The organism is Cypionkella sp. PAMC25878 (assembly GCF_058135695.1).
This window is the reverse complement of the sequence record NZ_CM176871.1, coordinates 3,904,452-3,923,635: the sequence shown is the minus strand read 5'-3', so window position 1 is coordinate 3,923,635 and position 19,184 is coordinate 3,904,452. Positions and strand designations below refer to the sequence as shown.

Genomic DNA, 19,184 nt, shown 5'->3' with positions numbered 1-19,184 from the left:
AGAGCCTTGGGTGCTTTCAGCGGTTGGGATGGTGGTCGCATGTTATTTGATTGCTGTTGCCGCAACCGGTTGGTCGTTTCTTCGCCTGCGAGATCGGCTGAGACAGCAGTGGCGGACCCGTTTCTATCGTTTTGTGCCAGAGTCTGACTATGTAGCCATGGTTGTAGATCCTGCTCGATCGGCAACAAAAGCCTACAATCTAGTTGGGGTGATAGCGATAATCGTGGCTCTGGCTATCTTTGCAGCAGCAGCCACGAACTGGCTTTCCACCGAAAGCAACGCAAGCGTCTCAAAAGCGACAATCGAGGAGCTTGGCGCGAATAGCCCAGTAGTTCCTACTAGCGAAGCTCAGACGGTTTTGCCCCTCGAGGATAGCGGTGCCGGGGTAAAAGAAGCTGAGCACGACATGTCGCAGCCCACCAAGCAAACACCATAGACCTAATTGCGACTGGGCTTTTTCTTGACGTCGCCGCCCAAACCTGAAAATCGCGTTGCTGCAGACTCTGCTGTCAAATTGTGCAAACTTTGCTGTCACGCCACACAGACGCCGCCCTCAAAACTCGGGTTTTAGACCTCACCTGAGTCCTGCCCGCCACAGTCTACAGCTATATGCAGTATCTGCGATCAACCCCCTAGGCGAAGGCTAGGCAATGGCGCTAGGGTCTGTGGATAACTCGGCAGGATAGCCGGGACCGAGGCAGTAACAAATAACAAGCAAGGAGGGAGCCGATGCGCTGCCCATTCTGCGGAAACGTCGATACGCAAGTCAAAGATAGCCGCCCTGCGGAGGATCACGTTTCGATCCGCCGCCGTCGGTTTTGCCCGGCCTGCGGTGGGCGCTTCACCACCTATGAGCGCGTGCAGTTACGTGATCTGGTCGTCGTCAAAACCTCGGGCAAGCGGGAGGATTTCGACCGCACCAAGCTGGAACGCTCGATCCGCATCGCGATGCAAAAACGCCCGATTGATCCTGAACGCATTGATCAGATGATTTCCGGCATCGTGCGCCGCTTGGAATCTTTGGGCGATACCGACATCTCGTCGAAGGTGATTGGTGAGATCGTGATGGAATCTTTAGCGCGCATCGACACGGTCGCCTATGTCCGGTTTGCCAGCGTTTACAAGAACTTCCAAGCCGCTGATGATTTCGACCGCTTCGTGTCTGAACTCCGCCCCGGCACCGCTGCGGACGAGTGAGCGACGCAGACCATATGGCCCATGCCTTGCGCATCGCTGCGCGGGGCTTGGGTCGTACTTGGCCCAATCCGGCCGTCGGCTGCGTGATCATAAGGCAGGGCGTGGTTGTGGGCCGAGGCTGGACCCAACCGGGGGGGCGCCCGCATGCCGAGGTGATGGCCTTGACACAAGCCGGAGAGGCTGCGCGTGGGGCCACGGCTTACGTCACGTTGGAACCCTGCGCGCATCACGGCAAAACCCCGCCCTGCGCCGAAGCTTTAATCGCCGCAGGGGTGGCGCGGGTGGTGAGTGCGTTGCAAGACCCCGACCCGCGTGTATCGGGCAAAGGCCATGCCATGCTCCGTGCCGCTGGCATCGCAGTCACTGAAAACATTCTGCTAGCTGAGGCCACCCGTGCCAACGCAGGCTTCCTGAAACGCGTGACCCAAGGCTTGCCCTTGGTCACCCTGAAACTCGCCACCACTTTGGATGGCCGCATCGCCACCGCCTCAGGTGAATCCCGCTGGATCACCGGACCCGCGTCCCGCCGCGCTGTCCATGCCATGCGGCTGAGCCATGATGCAGTGTTGATCGGTTCCGGCACCGCCCGCGCCGACGATCCTGATCTGACGGTGCGCGAGCTTGGTGCCACGCACCAACCAATCCGCATCGTGATGGACAGCCGCCTCAGCCACAGTCCCGACAGCCGCCTTGGCCAAACCGCCAAAACCTCGCCGGTCTGGCTGCTGCACGGCCCCGACGCGCCACCGGAAAACCGGGATGCTTGGACAGGGCAGGGTGCGGCCCTGCTGGAAACCGCCTGCGAAAACGGAACCATAACCCCCCGCGCGGCGCTGCAAGCCCTCGCTGCCCAAGGCCTCACCCGGATCTTCTGCGAAGGCGGCGGCACCTTAGCAGCCGCGCTGATCCGCGCCGATCTGGTTGACGACCTCGCCCTATTCACCGCAGGTGCACTGATCGGCGGCGACGGCCAAGCCAGCCTCGCCGCCCTCAACCTCACCGCTCTCAAAGACGCCCCCCGTCTCACCCTGCGCGAGACCAAAACCATAGGACCAGACGCCTACAGCCTCTGGTCCTTTTGACTGTTCAATTTCTTAACCATTCACATTGGCTCAAATATCCCCGCCGGAGGCGCAGATTTCAGCCTGCACTCCCGGCGGAAATCCTCACCAACTCCCGGTATTGCCCATCGACGCCCAAGGCTCCGCCGCAGCCAAGGCCTCCCCCTTCTGCAAAATCTCAATCGAGACATTATCCGGCGAGCGCACAAACGCCATATGGCCATCGCGCGGCGGGCGGTTGATCAGCACACCATTGGCCGCCAAATGCGCGCAGGTGGCGTAAATGTCATCGACTTCGTAAGCCAAATGCCCAAAATGCCGCGAATCCGACGGCAGACCCGCATCGCCATCCCAGTTATAGGTCAGCTCCACCGGACACTCCGGCTGACCGGGAGGCGCCATGAACACCAGCGTAAAGCGGCCCTTGTCATTGGTATAGCGCTTGGTCTCCTCCAGCCCGAGCAGGCGGTAGAATGCCATCGAGGCATCAAGGTCCAGTACCCGGACCATGGTGTGCAGATATCGGATTGTCATGCGCGTCTCCTTTGTTCCGGTGCAACTTAGCAGGCAAACCGGGAAAGGCGAGGGGGTCAGAACTGCGAGGTGATCCCCACCGAGATATTCACCCCATTGCTCTCAAAGCGGCTGACATTCGATTGTGTGGTCGTTTTTGACACACTCAGCGTCGGCGAATAGCCCATCAAGCCGATGTTTTGAAACGTCATATCGACGCTGAGGTCAAACTGCGTGTCGGTGCGCCCCTTGGTCAATTGCGCGCCCAAAAGCTGATAGATGTCGTAATGGCTGTTGGCCGCCGTCAGAGTGGTCGCCAGCGTGACAGGCCCAATCGGCTTGTCAAAACGGTAGCCCAAACTGGCCGAGCCGCGATTGTAGCTTTGATTGATCGCCGTGCCCGCCACATCGCTGACCGCCAAGCCCCAGTTGATCGACCCAGCGCCCAAGCGATACTGCCCCTCCAAGGATAACGCATTGGCATTTATCGTGGAATCGCTGCGCCAAGCCCGCTGCGTGGTGGCCTCCAGTCGGATCAGCGCATGCTCGCGCTGCAGCAGCGGGGTCGAGATTTGCGCCCGTGCATAAGGCCCCGCGACGCTGCCCGCTGCCCAGTTTTGCCCCAGCGCCAAGCTGAGGCTGATCGGGTGCTGGCTCTGTGGCCACAGGAAATCCTGCGTCACACTGACTTCCGCCGCACTCTGATCCAGATCTTTGCCGCGCAGATCGGGGGCCAGCAGTTTGGCCTCATCCGACAGAAAATTGCGCGATGCCGCCGCACTAAAGCCAAGGCTGGTCTGCGATTGCGCTGAGGTCCGCAACAGGTAAGTCAGCCGCAGCCGCGCATCCGTTCGCACCCCGGACAGCGCCTGCGCCGAGCCGGACAAAGTGCCCAGCACGAACCAATCATCAATCGACAGATATTTGCTCGACGCGCCGTCGTTCAGATTGTCGCTGGGCGTCACCGAAAGGTCTATCGCATAGCGCAGCCGGGAATTACTGCGCAAAGCCTTGTAATCACTGATCGTCTGCGCACGGGCTTGCGGGGTGGGCGCGGTATCAACGGCGCGGCGCAGCCAGAATTGCGTCGGCAAAACCCGCCCCTCTTGCAATGCCGCCAAAGCGGTGTAGCGGGCGATGTCATACCGCAACCCGTCCGGCAAACCGCGCGCCGCCGTCCAAGCCGCACGCCCCGCCTGCCGCCCCGCCGTCGGATTGCCCAACTGCGTCTCCGCCGCCGTCAGGATCAGCAACGCATAGGGATCATGGCTGTCCGCCTGCAACAACCCTTTGGCTAAAGCCCGCGCCAAAGCCGAATTGCCCGCCATCAGCGCCTGCCGCGCGATGATCCGCCCTTGATCCAGCGAAAGCTTCACCGTCTCCGCCCCCGCTACAGGAGCAAGCGCAACCGCCCCGGCCACGCAAAGCCCAAGCCAAACCGCCCGAGCCCGCCGCCGCACGCGTGTCACGGCAATGGGTTGGGGTTGCACAACGGCGACTCACCCGCAAGGCCACAACGCGGCAGGTTGAACACGCCATGTTCCCAGATGCCGTCATTACCGGGGATTGGATTGATCACGATGGCACCCGCCACATCCGAGGCTTGCACACCGCCAAACACCCCGTTGACCGTGCCAATCGCACTGCCGGCATCCGGTACGTCCGGTGCGACCGAAACCTCAACATCGCCGAGGAACTGCCCATTGGCGGTGATGGTCATTTCCGGGAAAGTGATATCTACCAACTTGTCGTTATCATCCACCACGCCATCGGCATTCAGATCAATTTTGGCGCCACTTGCGTCCAGCAGCCAGCGATTGACCACGCCACCATCCACCTTACTGTTGACAAAGCTGGCGTTCATCAAGGCATCGCCCTGCACCCGATACGGATTGTTCGCCACCAGCCCAGCCGGAAGATCGCTTGAGGCATCACCGGGGGCAAAAATTCCGGCATAGGTGCCAGCATAAGAGAACGTGCCCGTTGTCGGCGCGGTGTAGACATCCAGACGCGCGAACGTGCCGCCGCCGAAATGGCGGTTAAACTGTCCACCGTCCGAAACCGCAGAAGCTAGCAGCGATCCGCGCGCGTTGTTGGCGACCAAAGCGATATAAGACCGCTGGGTGGTCCGGTTTTGGTAGGTATAAGCCTCGTAGCCTGCCACATCCAACGCGCCATCGCGGATAAACGGCACATTGGCATTTTGACCAGCCAATCCATTGATATTCATCGTCAGCGACCCTGCCCCGCTGGGGTCATAAATGATCGAGCGCAAATCCACCGCGACCTTTGCATCAACCGTAACTGGAGCGTCGGGATTGGTCGGGTCGGTCGGATCGGGCGGAACCACCACTGGGTCTTCAACAAACGGGTTGCCACCGCAAGCCGCCAAAGTCAGCGCCGCAGCAAACAGCAGATAAAACGGTTTCATCAACGGGCCCACCCTAAGCAAAATCACATCAACTTTGCGTGCAAAACCCATGAAAGTCAAAGCAGATTCGATTTTATCGATCAATCTTTCACCGCTGTGCCCACACCGCATCACTCCCCATGCTGCCGCTTCGGTCTTGGCGCGGAGCTGCGAACCTGTCTATATATAGACAAACCACCCGAAAACCTGACAACAGCTTGTCGCGCGCTCGTAAAACCAAAACCCTCAAGCCAAACGGAACACAGACGTGCAAACCTATCTCGACGCATTGCGCCGCGTGCTGGCCGAGGGCCAAACCTCGACCGACCGCACCGGCACCGGGACGATTTCGTATTTTGGCATGCAGAGCCGCTACGATCTTTCGCAAGGCTTTCCTCTGGTCACCTCCAAGAAATTGCACCTGAAATCCATCATCCACGAGCTGTTGTGGTTCCTGAATGGCGACACCAATATCGGCTATCTCAAGGCCAATGGCGTCGGCATCTGGGATGAATGGGCCGATGAAAACGGCGATCTTGGCCCGGTCTATGGCGCGCAATGGCGGCGGTTTCCGAAATTGACCCCGGCGGGCGACGACCCGCAAGGCCGCCCACTTTACTACGCCGACAGCGTCGATCAGATCGCCGATCTGGTCACCGCGATTCGTAAAACCCCCGACAGCCGCCGCCTGATCGTCTCGGCCTGGAACCCTGGCGAGGTGCCCAATATGGCGCTGCCGCCCTGCCACACCCTTTGGCAAGTTCGCATCGTCGGGCGTAAACTTCATCTGCAACTCTACCAACGCTCGGCCGATATGTTCCTCGGTGTGCCGTTCAACATCGCCTCTTATGCGCTGCTGCAAAGTATGTTGGCGCATGTCACGGGCTACGAGCCGGGCGATTTCATCCACACCATGGGCGACGCGCATATCTATACCAACCACATGGAACAGGTGCAGACCCAACTCGCCCGCAGCCCAAAAGCCTTGCCAACCCTGCGGATCAAGCGGCAAGTCAGCTCGATTTTTGATTTCAAATATGAAGATTTTGAGTTTCTGAACTACGATCCCGATCCCGCCATCAAAGCCCCCGTGGCTGTGTAAGGGGGCCGATCTGATGCTCAGCCTCGTCGTCGCCCGCGCCCGCAATGGGGCTATCGGCAAAGACAACCTGATCCCATGGCACGCGCCCGAGGATCTGGCGTTCTTTCAACGCGAAACCACCGGAGGCGCGATCATCATGGGCCGCAAAACCTGGGAAAGCCTGCCGTTCAAGCCGTTGAAAAACCGGCTGAATTGCGTGGTCTCGTCTGACAAATCCCTGACCGAGCATGTCTTCGCAACTCCCGAAGCTGCCCTCACATTTGCCCGCGCCAGCGGCTATGCCCGCTCCTATGGCATCGGTGGCGCAGGCATCTACCGCGCGCTGCTGCCCCTGGCGGATCGCCTGCTGATCACCGAAGTCGCGCTAGATATCCCTGATGCCGACGCCTTCTTCCCGGATTTTGACGCAAAAGACTGGCAGCAACTGTCCTCGATCCCATTGCGTGGAGAGGCTCCCATTTGCACCGCCACAGAATACCTCCGCCGCTGACTCTCTAAAACTTATCTAAAATTGTCATCCTCTGCGCTCAAATATCCTCGGGGTCCGGGGGGGAGCCCCCGGGGTGTCCCACAATCCAACCCTTACAAAACCACCACCGCCCCGCCAGCCTCCGCCGCATCCTCGGGATCATGCGTCACCATCAAGGTCGCAATGCCGCGTGCGCGCAGATGGCCGAACAAGAACCGCCGCATCTCACCGCGCAAACCCGCATCCAGCTTGGAAAACGGCTCATCCAACAGCAAGGCCAAAGGCTCGGCCAACAGCGCCCGCATCAAAGCCGCCCGCGCCCGCTGTCCACCGGATAGCGTCGCGGGGTCACGCAGATACATGTCTTGCAGCCCCGCTTGCGCCAAAGCCGCCTCCACCGCCGCCCGCCGCATTGCCCGGCCCCTCACCGCAGCAGGTAGCCCAAACGCCAGATTGTCCCCCAGCGACAAATGCGGAAACAGCAGCGCGTCCTGAAACATCACCCCGATCCGCCGCGCCTCGGCGGGCAGGGTGGTCATATCGCGGCCCTGCACCAGCACGCGGCCCGTGCAGGAAAACCCATGCGCCAGATGGCCGCCAATCGCATCCAGCAGGGTCGATTTGCCCACCCCAGACGGTCCCATCACCGTCGCCACCGCCCCACAGGCCACCTGTAATGACAAGGGCGCGAACAACGCTACCCCCGCCCGCTGCACCGAAAGCTCCACCAGTTCCAGACTCACACCCCACCTCCGCGCAGATCGCGCCTGTTGCGATGCCACCACGCCGGGATCAGCGCCGCCAGCGCATAGGCTGCAAAGGGCAGGGCGGCTTGCAGGCTGGCATACACCGCCGTCACCCGGCGATCTGAGCCCGACGACAACGTCACCGCCTCGGTCGTCAGTGTCGCAATCCGCCCCGCGCCCAAAAACAACGTCGGCAGATATTGCGCCACCGACACCGCCACGCCAATCGCGCCTGCGGTCATGATCGGGCCAAGCAACATCGGCAAGCGCAGTGTGAACAACCGCCGCCAGCGCCCCGCGCCCAAAGCTGCCGCCACCCGCAGCAACCGCGCATCCAAGGCCCGCCACGGCTCTGACAAGGCGATCATCACATAGGGAAACACGAACAAGGCCTGCGCCCAGACCACTGCTATATAGCCGCCCGAGATGCCCGCCCGCAAAAACACCACGTTCAGCCCATAGAGAAACCCAATCTGCGGCATCAGCAGTGGCAGATAAATCAACGCCTCTGCCCAAGCTGCGCGCGTGAGGTCTTCTTCCGCCTCCAACCAGAACACCGCCAGCAGCAGCGACAGCATCATCGTCACCCCCGACAAAATCAGCGTATTCATCAAGGCCTTACTCCACATCGCGCTCATCCAAAGCGCGCCAGACCAGCGTTCGGGCCAGATCATCGGATAAGACCACCGCCAGGTCAGCGACCACACCAGTAGCGACAGCAGCGCTGCCAAAGCTAACCCCATTAGCCCCCACACCCCAACCCGCGCCACCTGCAAACCCGGCGCCCAAGACACCCCCCGCCCGCCGCGCCGCAACCACCAGCGCCCGATCCCGCGCAGCACAACCTCCGCGCCCCAAAGCGCAGCAATACAGCCCACCACCAGCCCCGCTTGCAATAGCCCCCCCGCCGAGGCAGGCAGGATCATCGCCACATCGGCCGCATTGAACCAGCGCAGCACCGCCACCGCCAAAGTTGGCGGGTTCGACGGCCCCAGAATGATCGCCATATCCACCACTGACAGCCCGTAGGCCAGCACCACCCAAACCGGCAGCCGGATCAGCGGCCAAAGCTGCGGCAAGATCAGCTTGATCCACGCCACCCCCGGCCCATAGCCCATCGCCCGCCCCGCTGCGATGTGATGTGCCACCGGCAGTTGTGCCAGCCCCGACGCCATCACCAACAGCAAAAACGGCAGTTCCTTCACCACCAGCCCCAGCATCAGCGCCAGCCCCCAACCGTCATGCACTGTCGCCAGATCCGGCGGCGAAGCCCATCCCATCACCGGTGCCAAAACCCGCGCAATCCAGCCCGAGGGGGCCAAAACAAACGCCAACCCCACCGCCATCGCCGCGTGTGGTGTCGCCAGAAACGGGGCCAGCCAACGCATCCGCCCCGGCACGCTGGCACAAAACCCCATCGCCAAGGCCAGCGCGATCAGGGTCGAGCCCAGCCCCGTCACCAGCGTCAACCGCACACTACTCGCAAACCCCGGCTGGGCCAGCAGCATCCGCCACGGCTCCAACGACCATGCGCGTAACCCCAAAGCCGGCAACACCCCAAAGGCCGCGCGCGCGGTTTCGGCCAATCCCACCACAATCGGCGCGATCAGCCCCAGCAGTACCACCGCCAAAACCGCGCCGCGCAACTTGCTCATTTGGTGTAACGCTTGGCCCATTCCGCGACCAGCCGCGTCATCCAACTGGCATGCGGCTCCAACAACACCGGCCCCAGATCCTCCAACGCAGGCAGGGCCGCAGCCTGCGGCAAAGCCGCAAACCCGGCCTTGCCCGCCGCATCCAACCGCGCCGGGTCCAGCACCGCAAACGAGCCCAAAACCGTAATATCCTGCATATGCGCTTGCGTGGCGGGCTCTAGCAAAAAGTTCGCCACCACCTCCGCCCCCGCCGCATGGGCCGCATTATAGGGGATAGCCACGAAGCTGATATTGCCAATACTGCCCGCTTTCGGCACGAACACCCGCGCGGTCTCGGGCAATGTCCCTTCGGCAATCGCCGCCGCGGTCGAGGCCGGATCAAACGACATCGCAATATCGACCTCGCCATCATTCAGCATCTGGCTCTGCACCTCACCACTGGCCGGAAACGTCGCCCCGCCCTGCCACAGGTTCGGCCGCAACGCGTCATACCACGCCCAAAGCGGCACCGTCGCCGTAGCAAACGCTTCCTCGGTCACCGGCTGCTGCAACACGCTTGGGTCAGGCGCGAGCTCAATCAGCGCCTGCTTCAGAAACGTCGCCCCCATGAAATTCGACGGGTCCGGATGCGTCATCCGGCCCTTATGCGCCGCCGCCCAATCGACAAATCCGACCATATCCGCAGGCACCTCCGTCACCTTGGCGCTGTCGTAGCTGAACACAAACTTCGCCAGCCGCCACGGGCTTTCCATGCCATCCACCGGCACGGTAAAATCTACCGAGGCCGCCGACGCAGACCCCAAATCGAGATAACGCGCATTCGGCAGACCCGCCAAAAACGGCCCGTGCAGCAAACCCTGCTCTTTCATCGCCAGAAAATTCGGCCCGTTGATCCAAATCAGATCGACCGAGCCATCCGTATCCTGCCCCGCCGCTTTCTCGGAAATCACCCGCGTCACCGCCTCCGCCGTGTCGGTCAGCTTCACCTGCTCAACCTTCACATCATACAGCGCCTCGGTCTGCGTGCCGACCCAAGCGATAAACGCATTGGTGCGCGCATCGCCGCCCCAAGCGTTGAAATACACCGTTTGCCCCTTCGCTTCGGCCAAAGTCTGCGTCCAATCGGCAAAGGCAGGCGAGGCGAACAGCAGCCCAAGGGTGGCAACCAGCGGCAGTTTCATGGCAACTCCAATGTCAAAAATCATATCATATCAGCAAGATATAGCCCGCGCGCATTAGGAGGCAAAGGCCTGCCAACCCATCCGCCACCGCAAAGCCGTGGTCAGACAACAGGCCGCCGCATAGCCATAAGCCAGAACGGAAAACCACGCAGGAAACAACGCCATCGCGGCAAAGACCGCAATGGTTTCAAAGCCTTCTGTCAAGCCGCCGAGATAATAAATCCCCTTGCTGGGATAGTCCGCCGCCGTCAAACCGCGCCGCGCCGCAATGCTGGCAAAGGCCAGAAACGATGATCCGGTGCCGACAAAACTGGCGATCAGCACGGCGGCGGGCAGGGCATTCACTCCCGGATCAGCCAAAGCAAACCCCAGTGGAAACAGCGCGTAAAACACGAAATCCAGCGCAATATCCAAAAACGCCCCGCGATCCGTCGGCCCGATAAGCCGCGCAACAGCACCATCCAAGCCATCCGCCAACCGGTTCAACAGCAGCAAAGCCAGCGCCAGCCCATAAAGACCAAACGCCAAGGCAGGCACCGTCAGCGCGCCCAAAGCAAACCCGGCGAGCGAGACTTGATCCGCCGTGACCCGGCGCGCAAGCCCGCGCGCGGGCCGTTGCAACAGCCTGTGCTGCAACGGCAAAAGTTTGGCGTCGATCATGCGTGCCCCCATATTTCGTCGCCAGCATAGGAGGTTACGTCGATCCGCCGAGCGTTTTTCACACCAATGCCAAAAACGTGAGCATTTTGCGCGATTGCCGCGAAATCGCCCTCTCTCAGGGGGGGGTAAATGCGCTACACACCCGTGACCGATTTGCCAGTCACCACCGGAGTTGCCCGTGCTACCATTGGACCGAGCCACCAATCCCAGCCTGCGTGCGCTTGAAGCTCTGCGCGGCTATGCCTCGGTCGTTGTGGTTTTGCACCATTTCGCCTTGGGGTTCTTGCCCGCGTTCAAGGCCCAAATGTCTCGGGGCTTGCCCGCTTACAGCTTGGGCTGGCTGCTCAACGGCACCGGAGCGGTCTATGTGTTCTTCTTGCTGTCGGGCTTTGTGTTGACGCTGAAGTATTTCGAAAGCGGCGATGCCAAAGGGCTGATCGGTGCCGCAATCAAGCGCTTGCCCCGGCTGTGGCCACCCGCCGCTTATGGGGTCTTGCTGGGCTATCTCGCCCTGCGGTTTCAGTTGAATTACAATGGCGAAGCGGCGATTTTGGCCGGGTCTGACTGGTTGGAAAAATTCGCCTATACCGATCAAACCCAAGACATCAGCCTGCTGCGTGCGGTGAAAGAAAGCATCACGGTGTTTCTGCGCTATCGCACTTTGCAGTTCAATTCGAACCTATGGACCATGGTTGTCGAATTCTATGGCAGTCTGCTTGCGCTGTTTGCGGCCTTCGCATTGGCAGGTCTGTTCCGCCCCCGTGTTTTGGCGCACAAACGGCAATGCCTTATCAAAGCGGGCCTGATGTTGGCTGTGATTGCGGTCAATCTGATGATTCCGCACGGATATGGCTGGACGTTCACCGTCGGGGCCGGGCTGGCCTACGGCTACAGCCACCGCTATTTTTTGCCAAAACCGCTGGCGATTTGCATGGGTGTGCTGGGGTTGATCTTGGTTGGCTCTCCGGTTGCCGGACAGTCGATGCTGGGTGCGGCTTTGATCGTGCTGTGCGTCACCACGCCCAGTGCCACGCCGGGGTTTTTGCTCGGGCGGATCGGTCAGTTGTGCGGCCGCTGGTCCTTCCCGCTCTACATCAGCCACACCATCGGCGTGCTGACCCTCGGCAGCTTCGTTTATGTGAACGCCGCCAGCCTTGGCGCACCGCTGCAACTGATCGCCGCTTTCATCGCCACCTGGGCTTTCGCCATCACCTTCGCCTATCCGGTTTTGCGCTGGGAGGCGTGGTATCTGCCACGGCTGAATGGCCAAATCCGGCGGCTGTTTGCGGCAAAACCTTAATTTTCCGTTAAAACGACCCAGTTAACGCCTTGATATTAAACGCATCCAAAAGGTCCCGAGTTGGGACCCTCCGAAAACCCCTCGCCAAACTCACCCCGCAGCCTACCTTCCGGCCAAAGGAGAGCCCCATGCAAATCGCAACCCTCTATATCCTGACTGCGCTGATCTTCCTAATCCTCGATGCCGTGATGCTGACCCTGCACATGCAGCCGTTGTTCCGCCGCCACCTCGGCGATCAACTACTACCCGAAATCCGCTACCTTCCCGCCGCTGCCTTCTACGCCGCCTATATCGCGGGCCTGTTGTACCTGATTTCAATCCCCGGCCTGAAATCCGACACCCCCGTCGTCCTGCCCGCCGCGATCTTGGGCGCGATGGCCTACGGCACCTATGAATTCACCAGCTACGCGGTTATGAAAGCCTGGAGCCCCGAGATGGTCGCGACTGATCTGATCTGGGGCACCTTCCTGACCGCCGCCTCGGCTTGGGGCGGGGTCTCTTTGACCAAGATGATATTCAAAGGCCTGCAATGATCCTCTACGGCATCTCCACCTGCGACACCTGCAAGAAAGCCCTGAAAGCGCTGGAGGCGGCGGGCAAATCTGTGACCTTCCGCGACGTCCGCGCGGAACCGCTTTCCGAGGCCGAGATCGACAAGATCGTGATAGAATTTGGTGATCGCGCGGTGAACAAGCAGTCCACCACCTATCGCGGTTTCAACGATTTCCTGAAAGCCTCGGACCCCGAGGCACAAATTGCAGCCCAACCGGCCGTGATGAAACGACCAGTGATTGAGGCCGATGGCAAATACTACCTCGGCTGGGATGACGCGGTGCAAGCGGCCCTGCTGTAAGGAAAACGGCCCCCTGAAGGGCCGCTTTCAAACTTTAAAGCAACCGCAGATCGCCAGCGGATTCCTTGCCGTCACGACCAGATTGCAGCTCGAAGCCGATCTTCTGGTTGTCATTCAGGCCCTTCAATCCGGCGCGCTCGACTGCCGAGATGTGAACGAAGATATCCTTCCCGCCATCATCGGGCGCAATAAAGCCGTAGCCCTTTGTGCTGTTGAACCATTTTACGGTGCCGGTTGGCATGCCGTCTCTCCTATCTCAACCCTCCCGAGGCGATATTACCCCGGGCCGTGCAATCCAGGTCTTCCGGGCCAAGCTAGGCGTTCAGAAAGTCTGTCGTCACTGATGAAATCATGCCAAACCTTAGGCGAAAATCAAGCACGGAGATTCGGGTGAGAAACGCTGCACTGACTTTAGGCTTGATTGGCGGCGTTTTGGCCATGATTGTTGGGTTTTTTGGCTATGGCTATACCGAGTTCGTGGCCAGCCACGGCGCGATTGGCGATTTCGGCAACCAAGTCGATCATCCGATGGTGATCAAAATGGCCAGCTTTCTGGCCCCGATCCTTGCGATTGCAGGGGCGGCGATGGCGCGGTCGCAAAATATTCCAGCGGGGGTTTTGATGCTGGCCTCGGCGGTGGGGATCTATGTCGCCTTCGGATTCAACGTCTTCACGATGTTCCCGATTGCGATGTGCGGCCTTGGCGGCCTGTTGGCACTGGCCGCGCGGCAACCGGATACCCATTAAACAGGGGCCGCCTCGGGTGGTGGGAGGCGGATCAGAAGACGCGCTGGGCGCGCGATTTCCGCCGAGCGGAGCCACCACTCAGCGGCGCTGCCGGGTCTTGGATTTGCTCTTTCTGAAATACTCCCGCCGGAGGCTTGCGCGGTTTCGGCGGAAGCCTCCGGCGGGGATATTTAGGCCAAGATGAAATTGAGCAGGTTTCAGTGCCCCGACGGCGGCAAAGCGGCAAAGCCAAACTCGGCCAAGGCCTGATCCAAGCTAAGCGTCTCGGTGCGGTTGTCACCCAAGCGGCGCACAGACACCGTACGATCTTCGACTTCTTTCATCCCAACTGCAAGGATCACCGGAACCTTGCCGACAGAATGTTCGCGCACCTTGTAGTTGATCTTCTCATTGCGGGTGTCAGCCTCGGCCCGCACCCCGGCTTTGATCAAAGCATTGGTGATCTCATGCACGAACGGGTCGGCATCGGACACAATCGAGGCCACCACGACCTGACGCGGCGCCAGCCAGAACGGCAGTTTTCCAGCGTAGTTTTCGATCAGAATGCCGATAAAACGCTCGAATGAGCCGAGGATCGCGCGGTGCAGCATGTAGGGGCGGTGCTTTGCGCCATCCTCGCCGACATACTCCGCATCCAGCCGCACCGGCAGGTTCGGATCAACTTGGAATGTGCCACACTGCCATTTGCGGCCAATCGCGTCGGTCAGTTTGAAATCCAGCTTCGGGCCATAGAACGCGCCTTCACCCGGATCGACCTCATAAGCCACGCCTGCGGCCTTGATCGCGGCCTCCAGCATGCCCTCGACCTTATCCCATGTCTCATCCGAACCGATGCGGACATCCGGGCGGGTGGAGAATTTGATCTCAAAGCCGTCAAAGCCGAGGTCTTTATAGACGCTGGCCAGCAGCTTGATGAAGGCCTCGCACTCGCTGCCGATCTGATCCTCGGTGCAGAAGATATGCGCATCGTCTTGCGTAAAGCCCCGCACCCGCATCAGGCCATGCATGGAACCTGACGACTCATAACGGTGGCAGGAGCCGAACTCGGCCAGCCGCAGCGGCAGGTCGCGATATGACTTCAAGCCTTGGTTGAAGATCTGCACATGGCAGGGGCAATTCATCGGTTTCAGCGCGTTGATGCGCTTTTCCTTCGCGCCTTCCTCGTCAACTTCGACGATGAACATATTCTCGCGGTAAGCTTCCCAATGGCCGGATTTCTCCCACAGCACACGGTCAACCACTTGTGGCGTCTTGATTTCCTTATAGCCCGCCGCCTTTTGACGCCCGCGCATATAATCTTCCAACTGACGGTAAACCGTCCAGCCATGCGGATGCCAGAACACCATGCCCGGCGCTTCGTCTTGGATGTGGAACAGGTCCATCTCACGCCCGAGCTTGCGGTGGTCGCGCTTGGCGGCCTCCTCCAGCATGGTCATATGGGCTTTGAGGTCGTCGCGGTTCTTGAACGCCAGACCATAGATGCGCTGCAACATTGGGCGTGAGGCATCGCCGAGCCAATAGGCCCCCGCCACATGCGTCAGCTTGAAGGCATCGGCGGGGACTTGGCCGGTGTGGGCGAAATGCGGGCCACGGCAGAAATCCTGCCAATGCCCATGCCAATACATCCGCAGGTCTTCACCCTCGGGGATGCGGTTGATCAGCTCGACCTTGAACGGCTCGTTCTTGTCTTCGTAGAATTTGACAGCGCGGGCGCGGTCCCAGATTTCGGTGCGCACCGGATCGCGGGCGTTGATGATCTGCTTCATCTTCGCTTCGATCTGGCCAAGATCCTCCGGCGTGAACGGCTCGGCGCGGTCGAAATCATAAAACCAGCCGTAATCGCGCACCGGACCAATGGTGACTTTCACATCCGGCCAGATTTCCTGCACCGCGCGCGCCATGATGTGGGCGGCATCGTGGCGGATCAGCTCCAGCGCTTGGGCACCATCGGCCAAAGTGTGGATGGCGATGCTGGAATCGGCGTCGATCGGCCACTGCAGGTCGTAATGCGCGCCGTTGACCGTGGCGGAGATGGCTTTCTTCGCCAGACCCGGTGCGATGGACATAGCCACCTCGGCAGCCGTCACGCCGGCGGCGTAATCGCGCTTATTGCCATCAGGGAACGTCAGGGAAATCTGGGACATTTCGTCCTCCTCGTCGTTTTGGCGCCTACGAAACGCCCGGTTGCGGGTTATGTGAGCGGGGTTTTGCCTATCGCCCGTGGCCTTGTCAACCGCAGGCGGCTAAGGTGAAGAAAAAGTGAGGCAGCATGACCGAACCGCACCAGTTGACCACGCCGCAGGGCCGCCGGATTGCCTATCATTTCACCAAGGGGCAGGGGCCTTGCGTGGTGTTTTTGGGCGGTTTCAAATCGGATATGACCGGGACCAAGGCGGTGTATTTGCAGGATTGGGCTGAGGCCGCTGGGCGTAGCTTTCTGCGCTTGGACTATTCCGGGCATGGAGTTTCCTCGGGTGATTTTCTCGACGGCGCGATTGGCGATTGGTTCGAGGATGCTTTGGCGGTGATAGAGGCGGTCACTTCGGGGCCGCTGGTGCTGGTGGGCTCGTCGATGGGCGGCTGGATTTCGCTGCTGGTGGCCAAGGCGATCCCAGCGCGGATTGTCGGTCTGGTCGGCATCGCTGCGGCACCTGACTTTACCGAAGACAGCATGTGGGCGGATTTCACCGACGCGCAACGTGCTAATATCATGGACAAAGGCCAGATCGGCTTGCCGTCGGACTATGCCGACAGCCCCTATATCATCACCCGCCGCCTGATCGAGGAGGGTCGCAATCGGCTGGTTCTGCGCACGGCTTTGCCGCTGAATTTCCCCACCCGCTTGCTGCAAGGCACCGCTGATATTGACGTGCCGCCCTCGGTCGCGCTGCGTCTGCTGGATCACGCCACGGGCGAGGATATCCGCCTGACTTTGGTGAAAGATGCCGATCACCGCTTTTCCACCCCCGCTTGCCTTGCCTTAATCACTGACGCCATCGCCGATGTGCTGAAGGCCACAAACTGATGCCGCATCCCGAACCCTTGGTACTGATCCCCGGCCTGATGGCCGATGCGCGGCTGTTTTTGCCGCAGATGGTGCGCTTAGGGGCGGCGCGGGCGATGCAGGTGGTGTTGCCGACCAAGGGCGAGACGGTGGAGCAGATGTCAGAGGCCGTCCTGCCCGGCCTGCCCGAGAAATTCGCGCTGTTGGGGCATGGCTTGGGCGGCGATATTGCGCTGGATCTGATCCGGCGGGTGCCAGATCGCGTCACCCGTGTGGTGCTAATGGCGACCGATCCTTTGTCGGAACCGCCACAAGCCGCCGCCGCCCGCGAAGCCCGGATTGTCGCCGCGAAATCGGGGCGCTTGGCCGAGGCGATGCGGCAGGAGATTCCGCTTTCGGCGATTGTCGAGGCCGATTGGCGCGACGAGATCATGGCCTTGGTGCAGGATATGGCGTTGGGCTTGGGCGAGGGCGTGTTTTTGCGGCAATCGCGCGCCTTGCAACGTAGGCCCGATCAGCAGAAAACCATGCGGCGAGTGAAGCTGCCGGTGTTGGTGATCGCAGGCCAAGCCGATACATTGGTGCCGATGCGTAGGCAGGAATTCACTGCCAATCTGATGCCCTATGGCAAACTGTTGGTGATCGAGGCCGCCGGGCATTTGGCGAGTTTGGAGCAGCCCGAGGTGGTGTCCAAGGCCATTGAGGAATTCCTCGCCGGGCCGATGATGCTGCGATAGGAAAAAGGCCCGAAGGTTTCCCCTCGAGCCTTTGTTGCAATAACAAGTCGTTAGCGCCTGGACTTTACCGAAGACAGTCGGGTGACGTTCGCAGCCGCGGCTGAGGTGACGGGTGTTTCGGCAACTGGCGCTGCGACAACGGGTGTTTCGGCAACTGGCTCTACTGCAACGGGTGCTGCGACAACCGGCGCTGCAGCAGCAGGCTCTACTGCAACAGGTGCTGCGACAACAGGTTCTTCAATATCTGCTGCTGCAATCGGTGCTGGTGCCACGGGCGCTTGGACAACGGGTGCTGCCCCCGAATTGGCGTCGATGAACGACAACACCAACGGCCGGATGTTCAGCCGCCAGCTTTTGCCCGCGAAGATGCCGTAATGGCCCGCGCCGGGTTCAAGGTGTTGCGCCTTCTTGCTGTCAGGCAGTCCGGTCAGCATATCCAGCGCGGCGACGCATTGGCCGGGGGCGGAAATGTCATCATTCTCGCCCTCAACCGTCATGACCGCAACGCGTGTGATCGCCCCGATATCGACCTTTTTGCCCGCAACGATGAATTCATTCTTCGCAATCTCACGGTTCTTGAAGATCCGCTCGACGGTGGAAAGGTAGAATTCGGCGGTCATATCCATCACCGCCAGATATTCGTCGTAAAAGCGGTTATGCGCGTCGTGATCCGAGGCATCGCCCTGCGCCACCCGCATGATCTGATCGCTGAACGCTTTCGAGTGCCGCTCAGAATTCATCGACATGAAGCTTTGCAGTTGCAGCAAACCCGGATAGACCAACCGGCCGACGCCTTTGTATTTGAAGCCGACGCGCTGGATCGCGATCTGCTCCAACTGGCCCATGGTGATTCGGCGGCCAAAGTCGGTCACATCGGTCGCGGCCGCATCGGGGTCAATCGGCCCGCCGATCAGGGTCAGCGAGCGCGGCTGTGCATCGGGCTCTTCCGCCGCAAGATAGGCAGTCGCTGCCAAGGTCAGTGGCGCTGGCTGACACACCGCAATCACATGGGTATCAGGGCCGAGTGCCCGCATGAACTCGACCAGATACAGCGTGTAATCTTCAATATCGAACTTGCCTTCCGACACCGGAATGTCGCGGGCATTGTGCCAATCGGTGATATAGACATCGGCGTCCGGCAGCAGGCTGGACACGGTCGAACGCAGCAGTGTGGCATAATGTCCCGACATTGGGGCCACCAGCATCACTTTGCGGGCCATCGGCGCACGGCGGCGCACTTTGAACTGCATCAGGCTGCCAAAAGCACGCTCCACCACCGGCACCACATCAACCAAATGGTCTTGCGCATCGGGCCCCGGAATTGAGCGGATGCCCCAATCGGGCTTGACCACCATGCGGCCAAAGCTGCGTTCGGTCACCTCGCCCCAAGCAGCCATCACATTCAGCATCGGGTTCATCGTCATCGAAAACGCCGGATAGGATGCCATGGCGCGCGCGGTGGCGCCCATCCACTCATTGGTGTTACGAATGCTTTCCATAAGGTCGTAGGTCGCCATATACTTCATCACGATTCCTTGCGGGGGTAGGG

General features: G+C 60.5%; 21 protein-coding genes. 11 read left to right on the top strand and 10 right to left on the bottom strand.

Annotation, left to right across the window (positions count from 1 at the left end):
- Positions 1-10 precede the first annotated feature (10 nt).
- From ACS5RD_RS19270 to ribD, 3 genes are all read left to right on the top strand, one after another.
- A complete protein-coding gene (locus ACS5RD_RS19270; RefSeq protein ID WP_489928726.1) occupies positions 11-436 on the top strand; it encodes a hypothetical protein in 426 nt (141 codons plus the stop codon).
- Between the two features lie 293 nt (positions 437-729).
- Positions 730-1,197, top strand: coding sequence for a transcriptional regulator NrdR (nrdR, locus tag ACS5RD_RS19265; protein ID WP_054008026.1), 468 nt, complete (start codon positions 730-732; stop codon positions 1,195-1,197).
- 14 nt (positions 1,198-1,211) lie between these two features.
- Complete coding sequence (gene ribD, locus ACS5RD_RS19260) at positions 1,212-2,279, top strand: bifunctional diaminohydroxyphosphoribosylaminopyrimidine deaminase/5-amino-6-(5-phosphoribosylamino)uracil reductase RibD (protein ID WP_489931408.1); 1,068 nt, start codon at positions 1,212-1,214, stop codon at positions 2,277-2,279.
- A gap of 84 nt (positions 2,280-2,363) precedes the next feature.
- Here the strand turns inward: ribD and ACS5RD_RS19255 are convergent, their stop codons facing one another.
- The 3 genes from ACS5RD_RS19255 to ACS5RD_RS19245 are packed head-to-tail and all read right to left on the bottom strand — an operon-like array spanning position 2,364 to position 5,202.
- On the bottom strand, positions 2,364-2,792 hold the full coding sequence (locus tag ACS5RD_RS19255; RefSeq protein WP_054008024.1) for a VOC family protein: 429 nt from the start codon (positions 2,790-2,792) through the stop codon (positions 2,364-2,366).
- Between the two features lie 56 nt (positions 2,793-2,848).
- Positions 2,849-4,261 (bottom strand): porin family protein, encoded by a 1,413-nt coding sequence (locus ACS5RD_RS19250; RefSeq protein ID WP_489928725.1) that lies wholly within the window; start codon positions 4,259-4,261, stop codon positions 2,849-2,851.
- Positions 4,237-5,202 carry a hypothetical protein gene (locus tag ACS5RD_RS19245; protein WP_489928724.1) on the bottom strand — a complete coding sequence of 322 codons (966 nt, stop codon included), beginning with the start codon at positions 5,200-5,202 and terminating at the stop codon, positions 4,237-4,239. Before ACS5RD_RS19245 ends, ACS5RD_RS19250 begins: the two co-directional genes overlap by 25 nt.
- Positions 5,203-5,449: 247 nt before the next feature.
- On the opposite strand from ACS5RD_RS19245, the gene ACS5RD_RS19240 reads away from it, so the two are divergent.
- Positions 5,450-6,283 carry a thymidylate synthase gene (locus ACS5RD_RS19240; RefSeq protein WP_489928723.1) on the top strand — a complete coding sequence of 278 codons (834 nt, stop codon included), beginning with the start codon at positions 5,450-5,452 and terminating at the stop codon, positions 6,281-6,283.
- A gap of 13 nt (positions 6,284-6,296) precedes the next feature.
- Positions 6,297-6,773, top strand: coding sequence for a dihydrofolate reductase (locus ACS5RD_RS19235; protein WP_489928722.1), 477 nt, complete (start codon positions 6,297-6,299; stop codon positions 6,771-6,773).
- A 92-nt stretch (positions 6,774-6,865) separates the two neighbouring features.
- Here the strand turns inward: ACS5RD_RS19235 and ACS5RD_RS19230 are convergent, their stop codons facing one another.
- The 4 genes from ACS5RD_RS19230 to ACS5RD_RS19215 are packed head-to-tail and all read right to left on the bottom strand — an operon-like array spanning position 6,866 to position 10,994.
- Positions 6,866-7,495 (bottom strand): ATP-binding cassette domain-containing protein, encoded by a 630-nt coding sequence (locus ACS5RD_RS19230; RefSeq protein WP_489928721.1) that lies wholly within the window; start codon positions 7,493-7,495, stop codon positions 6,866-6,868.
- Positions 7,492-9,153, bottom strand: coding sequence for an ABC transporter permease (locus ACS5RD_RS19225; protein WP_489928720.1), 1,662 nt, complete (start codon positions 9,151-9,153; stop codon positions 7,492-7,494). Before ACS5RD_RS19225 ends, ACS5RD_RS19230 begins: the two co-directional genes overlap by 4 nt.
- Complete coding sequence (locus ACS5RD_RS19220; RefSeq protein ID WP_489928719.1) at positions 9,150-10,334, bottom strand: ABC transporter substrate-binding protein; 1,185 nt, start codon at positions 10,332-10,334, stop codon at positions 9,150-9,152. The genes ACS5RD_RS19225 and ACS5RD_RS19220 overlap by 4 nt, the downstream gene beginning before the upstream one ends.
- Positions 10,335-10,388: 54 nt before the next feature.
- Positions 10,389-10,994: a CDP-alcohol phosphatidyltransferase family protein gene (locus ACS5RD_RS19215; protein WP_489928718.1), complete on the bottom strand. Its 606-nt coding sequence runs from the start codon at positions 10,992-10,994 to the stop codon at positions 10,389-10,391.
- Between the two features lie 178 nt (positions 10,995-11,172).
- On the opposite strand from ACS5RD_RS19215, the gene ACS5RD_RS19210 reads away from it, so the two are divergent.
- The 3 genes from ACS5RD_RS19210 to ACS5RD_RS19200 all read left to right on the top strand — a co-directional run bounded on the left by ACS5RD_RS19210 (position 11,173) and on the right by ACS5RD_RS19200 (position 13,147).
- Positions 11,173-12,294: an acyltransferase family protein gene (locus ACS5RD_RS19210; RefSeq protein WP_489928717.1), complete on the top strand. Its 1,122-nt coding sequence runs from the start codon at positions 11,173-11,175 to the stop codon at positions 12,292-12,294.
- Positions 12,295-12,422: 128 nt separating this feature from the next.
- Positions 12,423-12,827, top strand: coding sequence for a DUF2177 family protein (locus ACS5RD_RS19205; protein WP_489928716.1), 405 nt, complete (start codon positions 12,423-12,425; stop codon positions 12,825-12,827).
- Positions 12,824-13,147, top strand: coding sequence for an arsenate reductase family protein (locus ACS5RD_RS19200; protein ID WP_489928715.1), 324 nt, complete (start codon positions 12,824-12,826; stop codon positions 13,145-13,147). The genes ACS5RD_RS19205 and ACS5RD_RS19200 overlap by 4 nt, the downstream gene beginning before the upstream one ends.
- Positions 13,148-13,181: 34 nt before the next feature.
- On the opposite strand, the gene ACS5RD_RS19195 is transcribed toward ACS5RD_RS19200, so the two are convergent.
- Entirely contained in the window at positions 13,182-13,388 is a 207-nt protein-coding gene (locus tag ACS5RD_RS19195) for a cold-shock protein (RefSeq protein WP_054008012.1), read from the bottom strand.
- Between the two features lie 149 nt (positions 13,389-13,537).
- Between ACS5RD_RS19195 and ACS5RD_RS19190 the strand changes: the two genes are divergently transcribed.
- Positions 13,538-13,894 carry a hypothetical protein gene (locus tag ACS5RD_RS19190; protein WP_489928714.1) on the top strand — a complete coding sequence of 119 codons (357 nt, stop codon included), beginning with the start codon at positions 13,538-13,540 and terminating at the stop codon, positions 13,892-13,894.
- A gap of 197 nt (positions 13,895-14,091) precedes the next feature.
- Here the strand turns inward: ACS5RD_RS19190 and thrS are convergent, their stop codons facing one another.
- Complete coding sequence (thrS, locus tag ACS5RD_RS19185; protein WP_489928713.1) at positions 14,092-16,038, bottom strand: threonine--tRNA ligase; 1,947 nt, start codon at positions 16,036-16,038, stop codon at positions 14,092-14,094.
- Between the two features lie 125 nt (positions 16,039-16,163).
- Here thrS and ACS5RD_RS19180 point away from each other — a divergent pair, with 125 nt between their 5' ends.
- Both ACS5RD_RS19180 and ACS5RD_RS19175 read left to right on the top strand, forming a co-directional pair.
- Positions 16,164-16,919 carry an alpha/beta hydrolase gene (locus tag ACS5RD_RS19180; RefSeq protein ID WP_489928712.1) on the top strand — a complete coding sequence of 252 codons (756 nt, stop codon included), beginning with the start codon at positions 16,164-16,166 and terminating at the stop codon, positions 16,917-16,919.
- Positions 16,919-17,635, top strand: a complete 717-nt coding sequence (locus tag ACS5RD_RS19175) for an alpha/beta fold hydrolase (protein WP_489928711.1) — start codon at positions 16,919-16,921, stop codon at positions 17,633-17,635. The genes ACS5RD_RS19180 and ACS5RD_RS19175 overlap by 1 nt, the downstream gene beginning before the upstream one ends.
- Before the next feature lie 50 nt (positions 17,636-17,685).
- Here ACS5RD_RS19175 and phaZ read toward each other — a convergent pair whose 3' ends face one another.
- Positions 17,686-19,161 (bottom strand): polyhydroxyalkanoate depolymerase, encoded by a 1,476-nt coding sequence (phaZ, locus tag ACS5RD_RS19170; RefSeq protein ID WP_489928710.1) that lies wholly within the window; start codon positions 19,159-19,161, stop codon positions 17,686-17,688.
- Positions 19,162-19,184: the final 23 nt, after the last annotated feature.

Coding starts and splice junctions, on each gene's coding strand:
- nrdR (WP_054008026.1), top strand. CDS start 730: ATGCGCTGCCCATTCTGCGGAAACGTCGATACGCAAGTCAAAGATAGC.
- ribD (WP_489931408.1), top strand. CDS start 1,212: ATGGCCCATGCCTTGCGCATCGCTGCGCGGGGCTTGGGTCGTACTTGG.
- ACS5RD_RS19255 (WP_054008024.1), bottom strand. CDS start 2,792: ATGACAATCCGATATCTGCACACCATGGTCCGGGTACTGGACCTTGAT.
- ACS5RD_RS19245 (WP_489928724.1), bottom strand. CDS start 5,202: ATGAAACCGTTTTATCTGCTGTTTGCTGCGGCGCTGACTTTGGCGGCT.
- ACS5RD_RS19235 (WP_489928722.1), top strand. CDS start 6,297: ATGCTCAGCCTCGTCGTCGCCCGCGCCCGCAATGGGGCTATCGGCAAA.
- ACS5RD_RS19225 (WP_489928720.1), bottom strand. CDS start 9,153: ATGAGCAAGTTGCGCGGCGCGGTTTTGGCGGTGGTACTGCTGGGGCTG.
- ACS5RD_RS19220 (WP_489928719.1), bottom strand. CDS start 10,334: ATGAAACTGCCGCTGGTTGCCACCCTTGGGCTGCTGTTCGCCTCGCCT.
- ACS5RD_RS19215 (WP_489928718.1), bottom strand. CDS start 10,994: ATGATCGACGCCAAACTTTTGCCGTTGCAGCACAGGCTGTTGCAACGG.
- ACS5RD_RS19205 (WP_489928716.1), top strand. CDS start 12,423: ATGCAAATCGCAACCCTCTATATCCTGACTGCGCTGATCTTCCTAATC.
- ACS5RD_RS19200 (WP_489928715.1), top strand. CDS start 12,824: ATGATCCTCTACGGCATCTCCACCTGCGACACCTGCAAGAAAGCCCTG.
- ACS5RD_RS19195 (WP_054008012.1), bottom strand. CDS start 13,388: ATGCCAACCGGCACCGTAAAATGGTTCAACAGCACAAAGGGCTACGGC.
- thrS (WP_489928713.1), bottom strand. CDS start 16,038: ATGTCCCAGATTTCCCTGACGTTCCCTGATGGCAATAAGCGCGATTAC.
- ACS5RD_RS19180 (WP_489928712.1), top strand. CDS start 16,164: ATGACCGAACCGCACCAGTTGACCACGCCGCAGGGCCGCCGGATTGCC.
- ACS5RD_RS19175 (WP_489928711.1), top strand. CDS start 16,919: ATGCCGCATCCCGAACCCTTGGTACTGATCCCCGGCCTGATGGCCGAT.
- phaZ (WP_489928710.1), bottom strand. CDS start 19,161: ATGAAGTATATGGCGACCTACGACCTTATGGAAAGCATTCGTAACACC.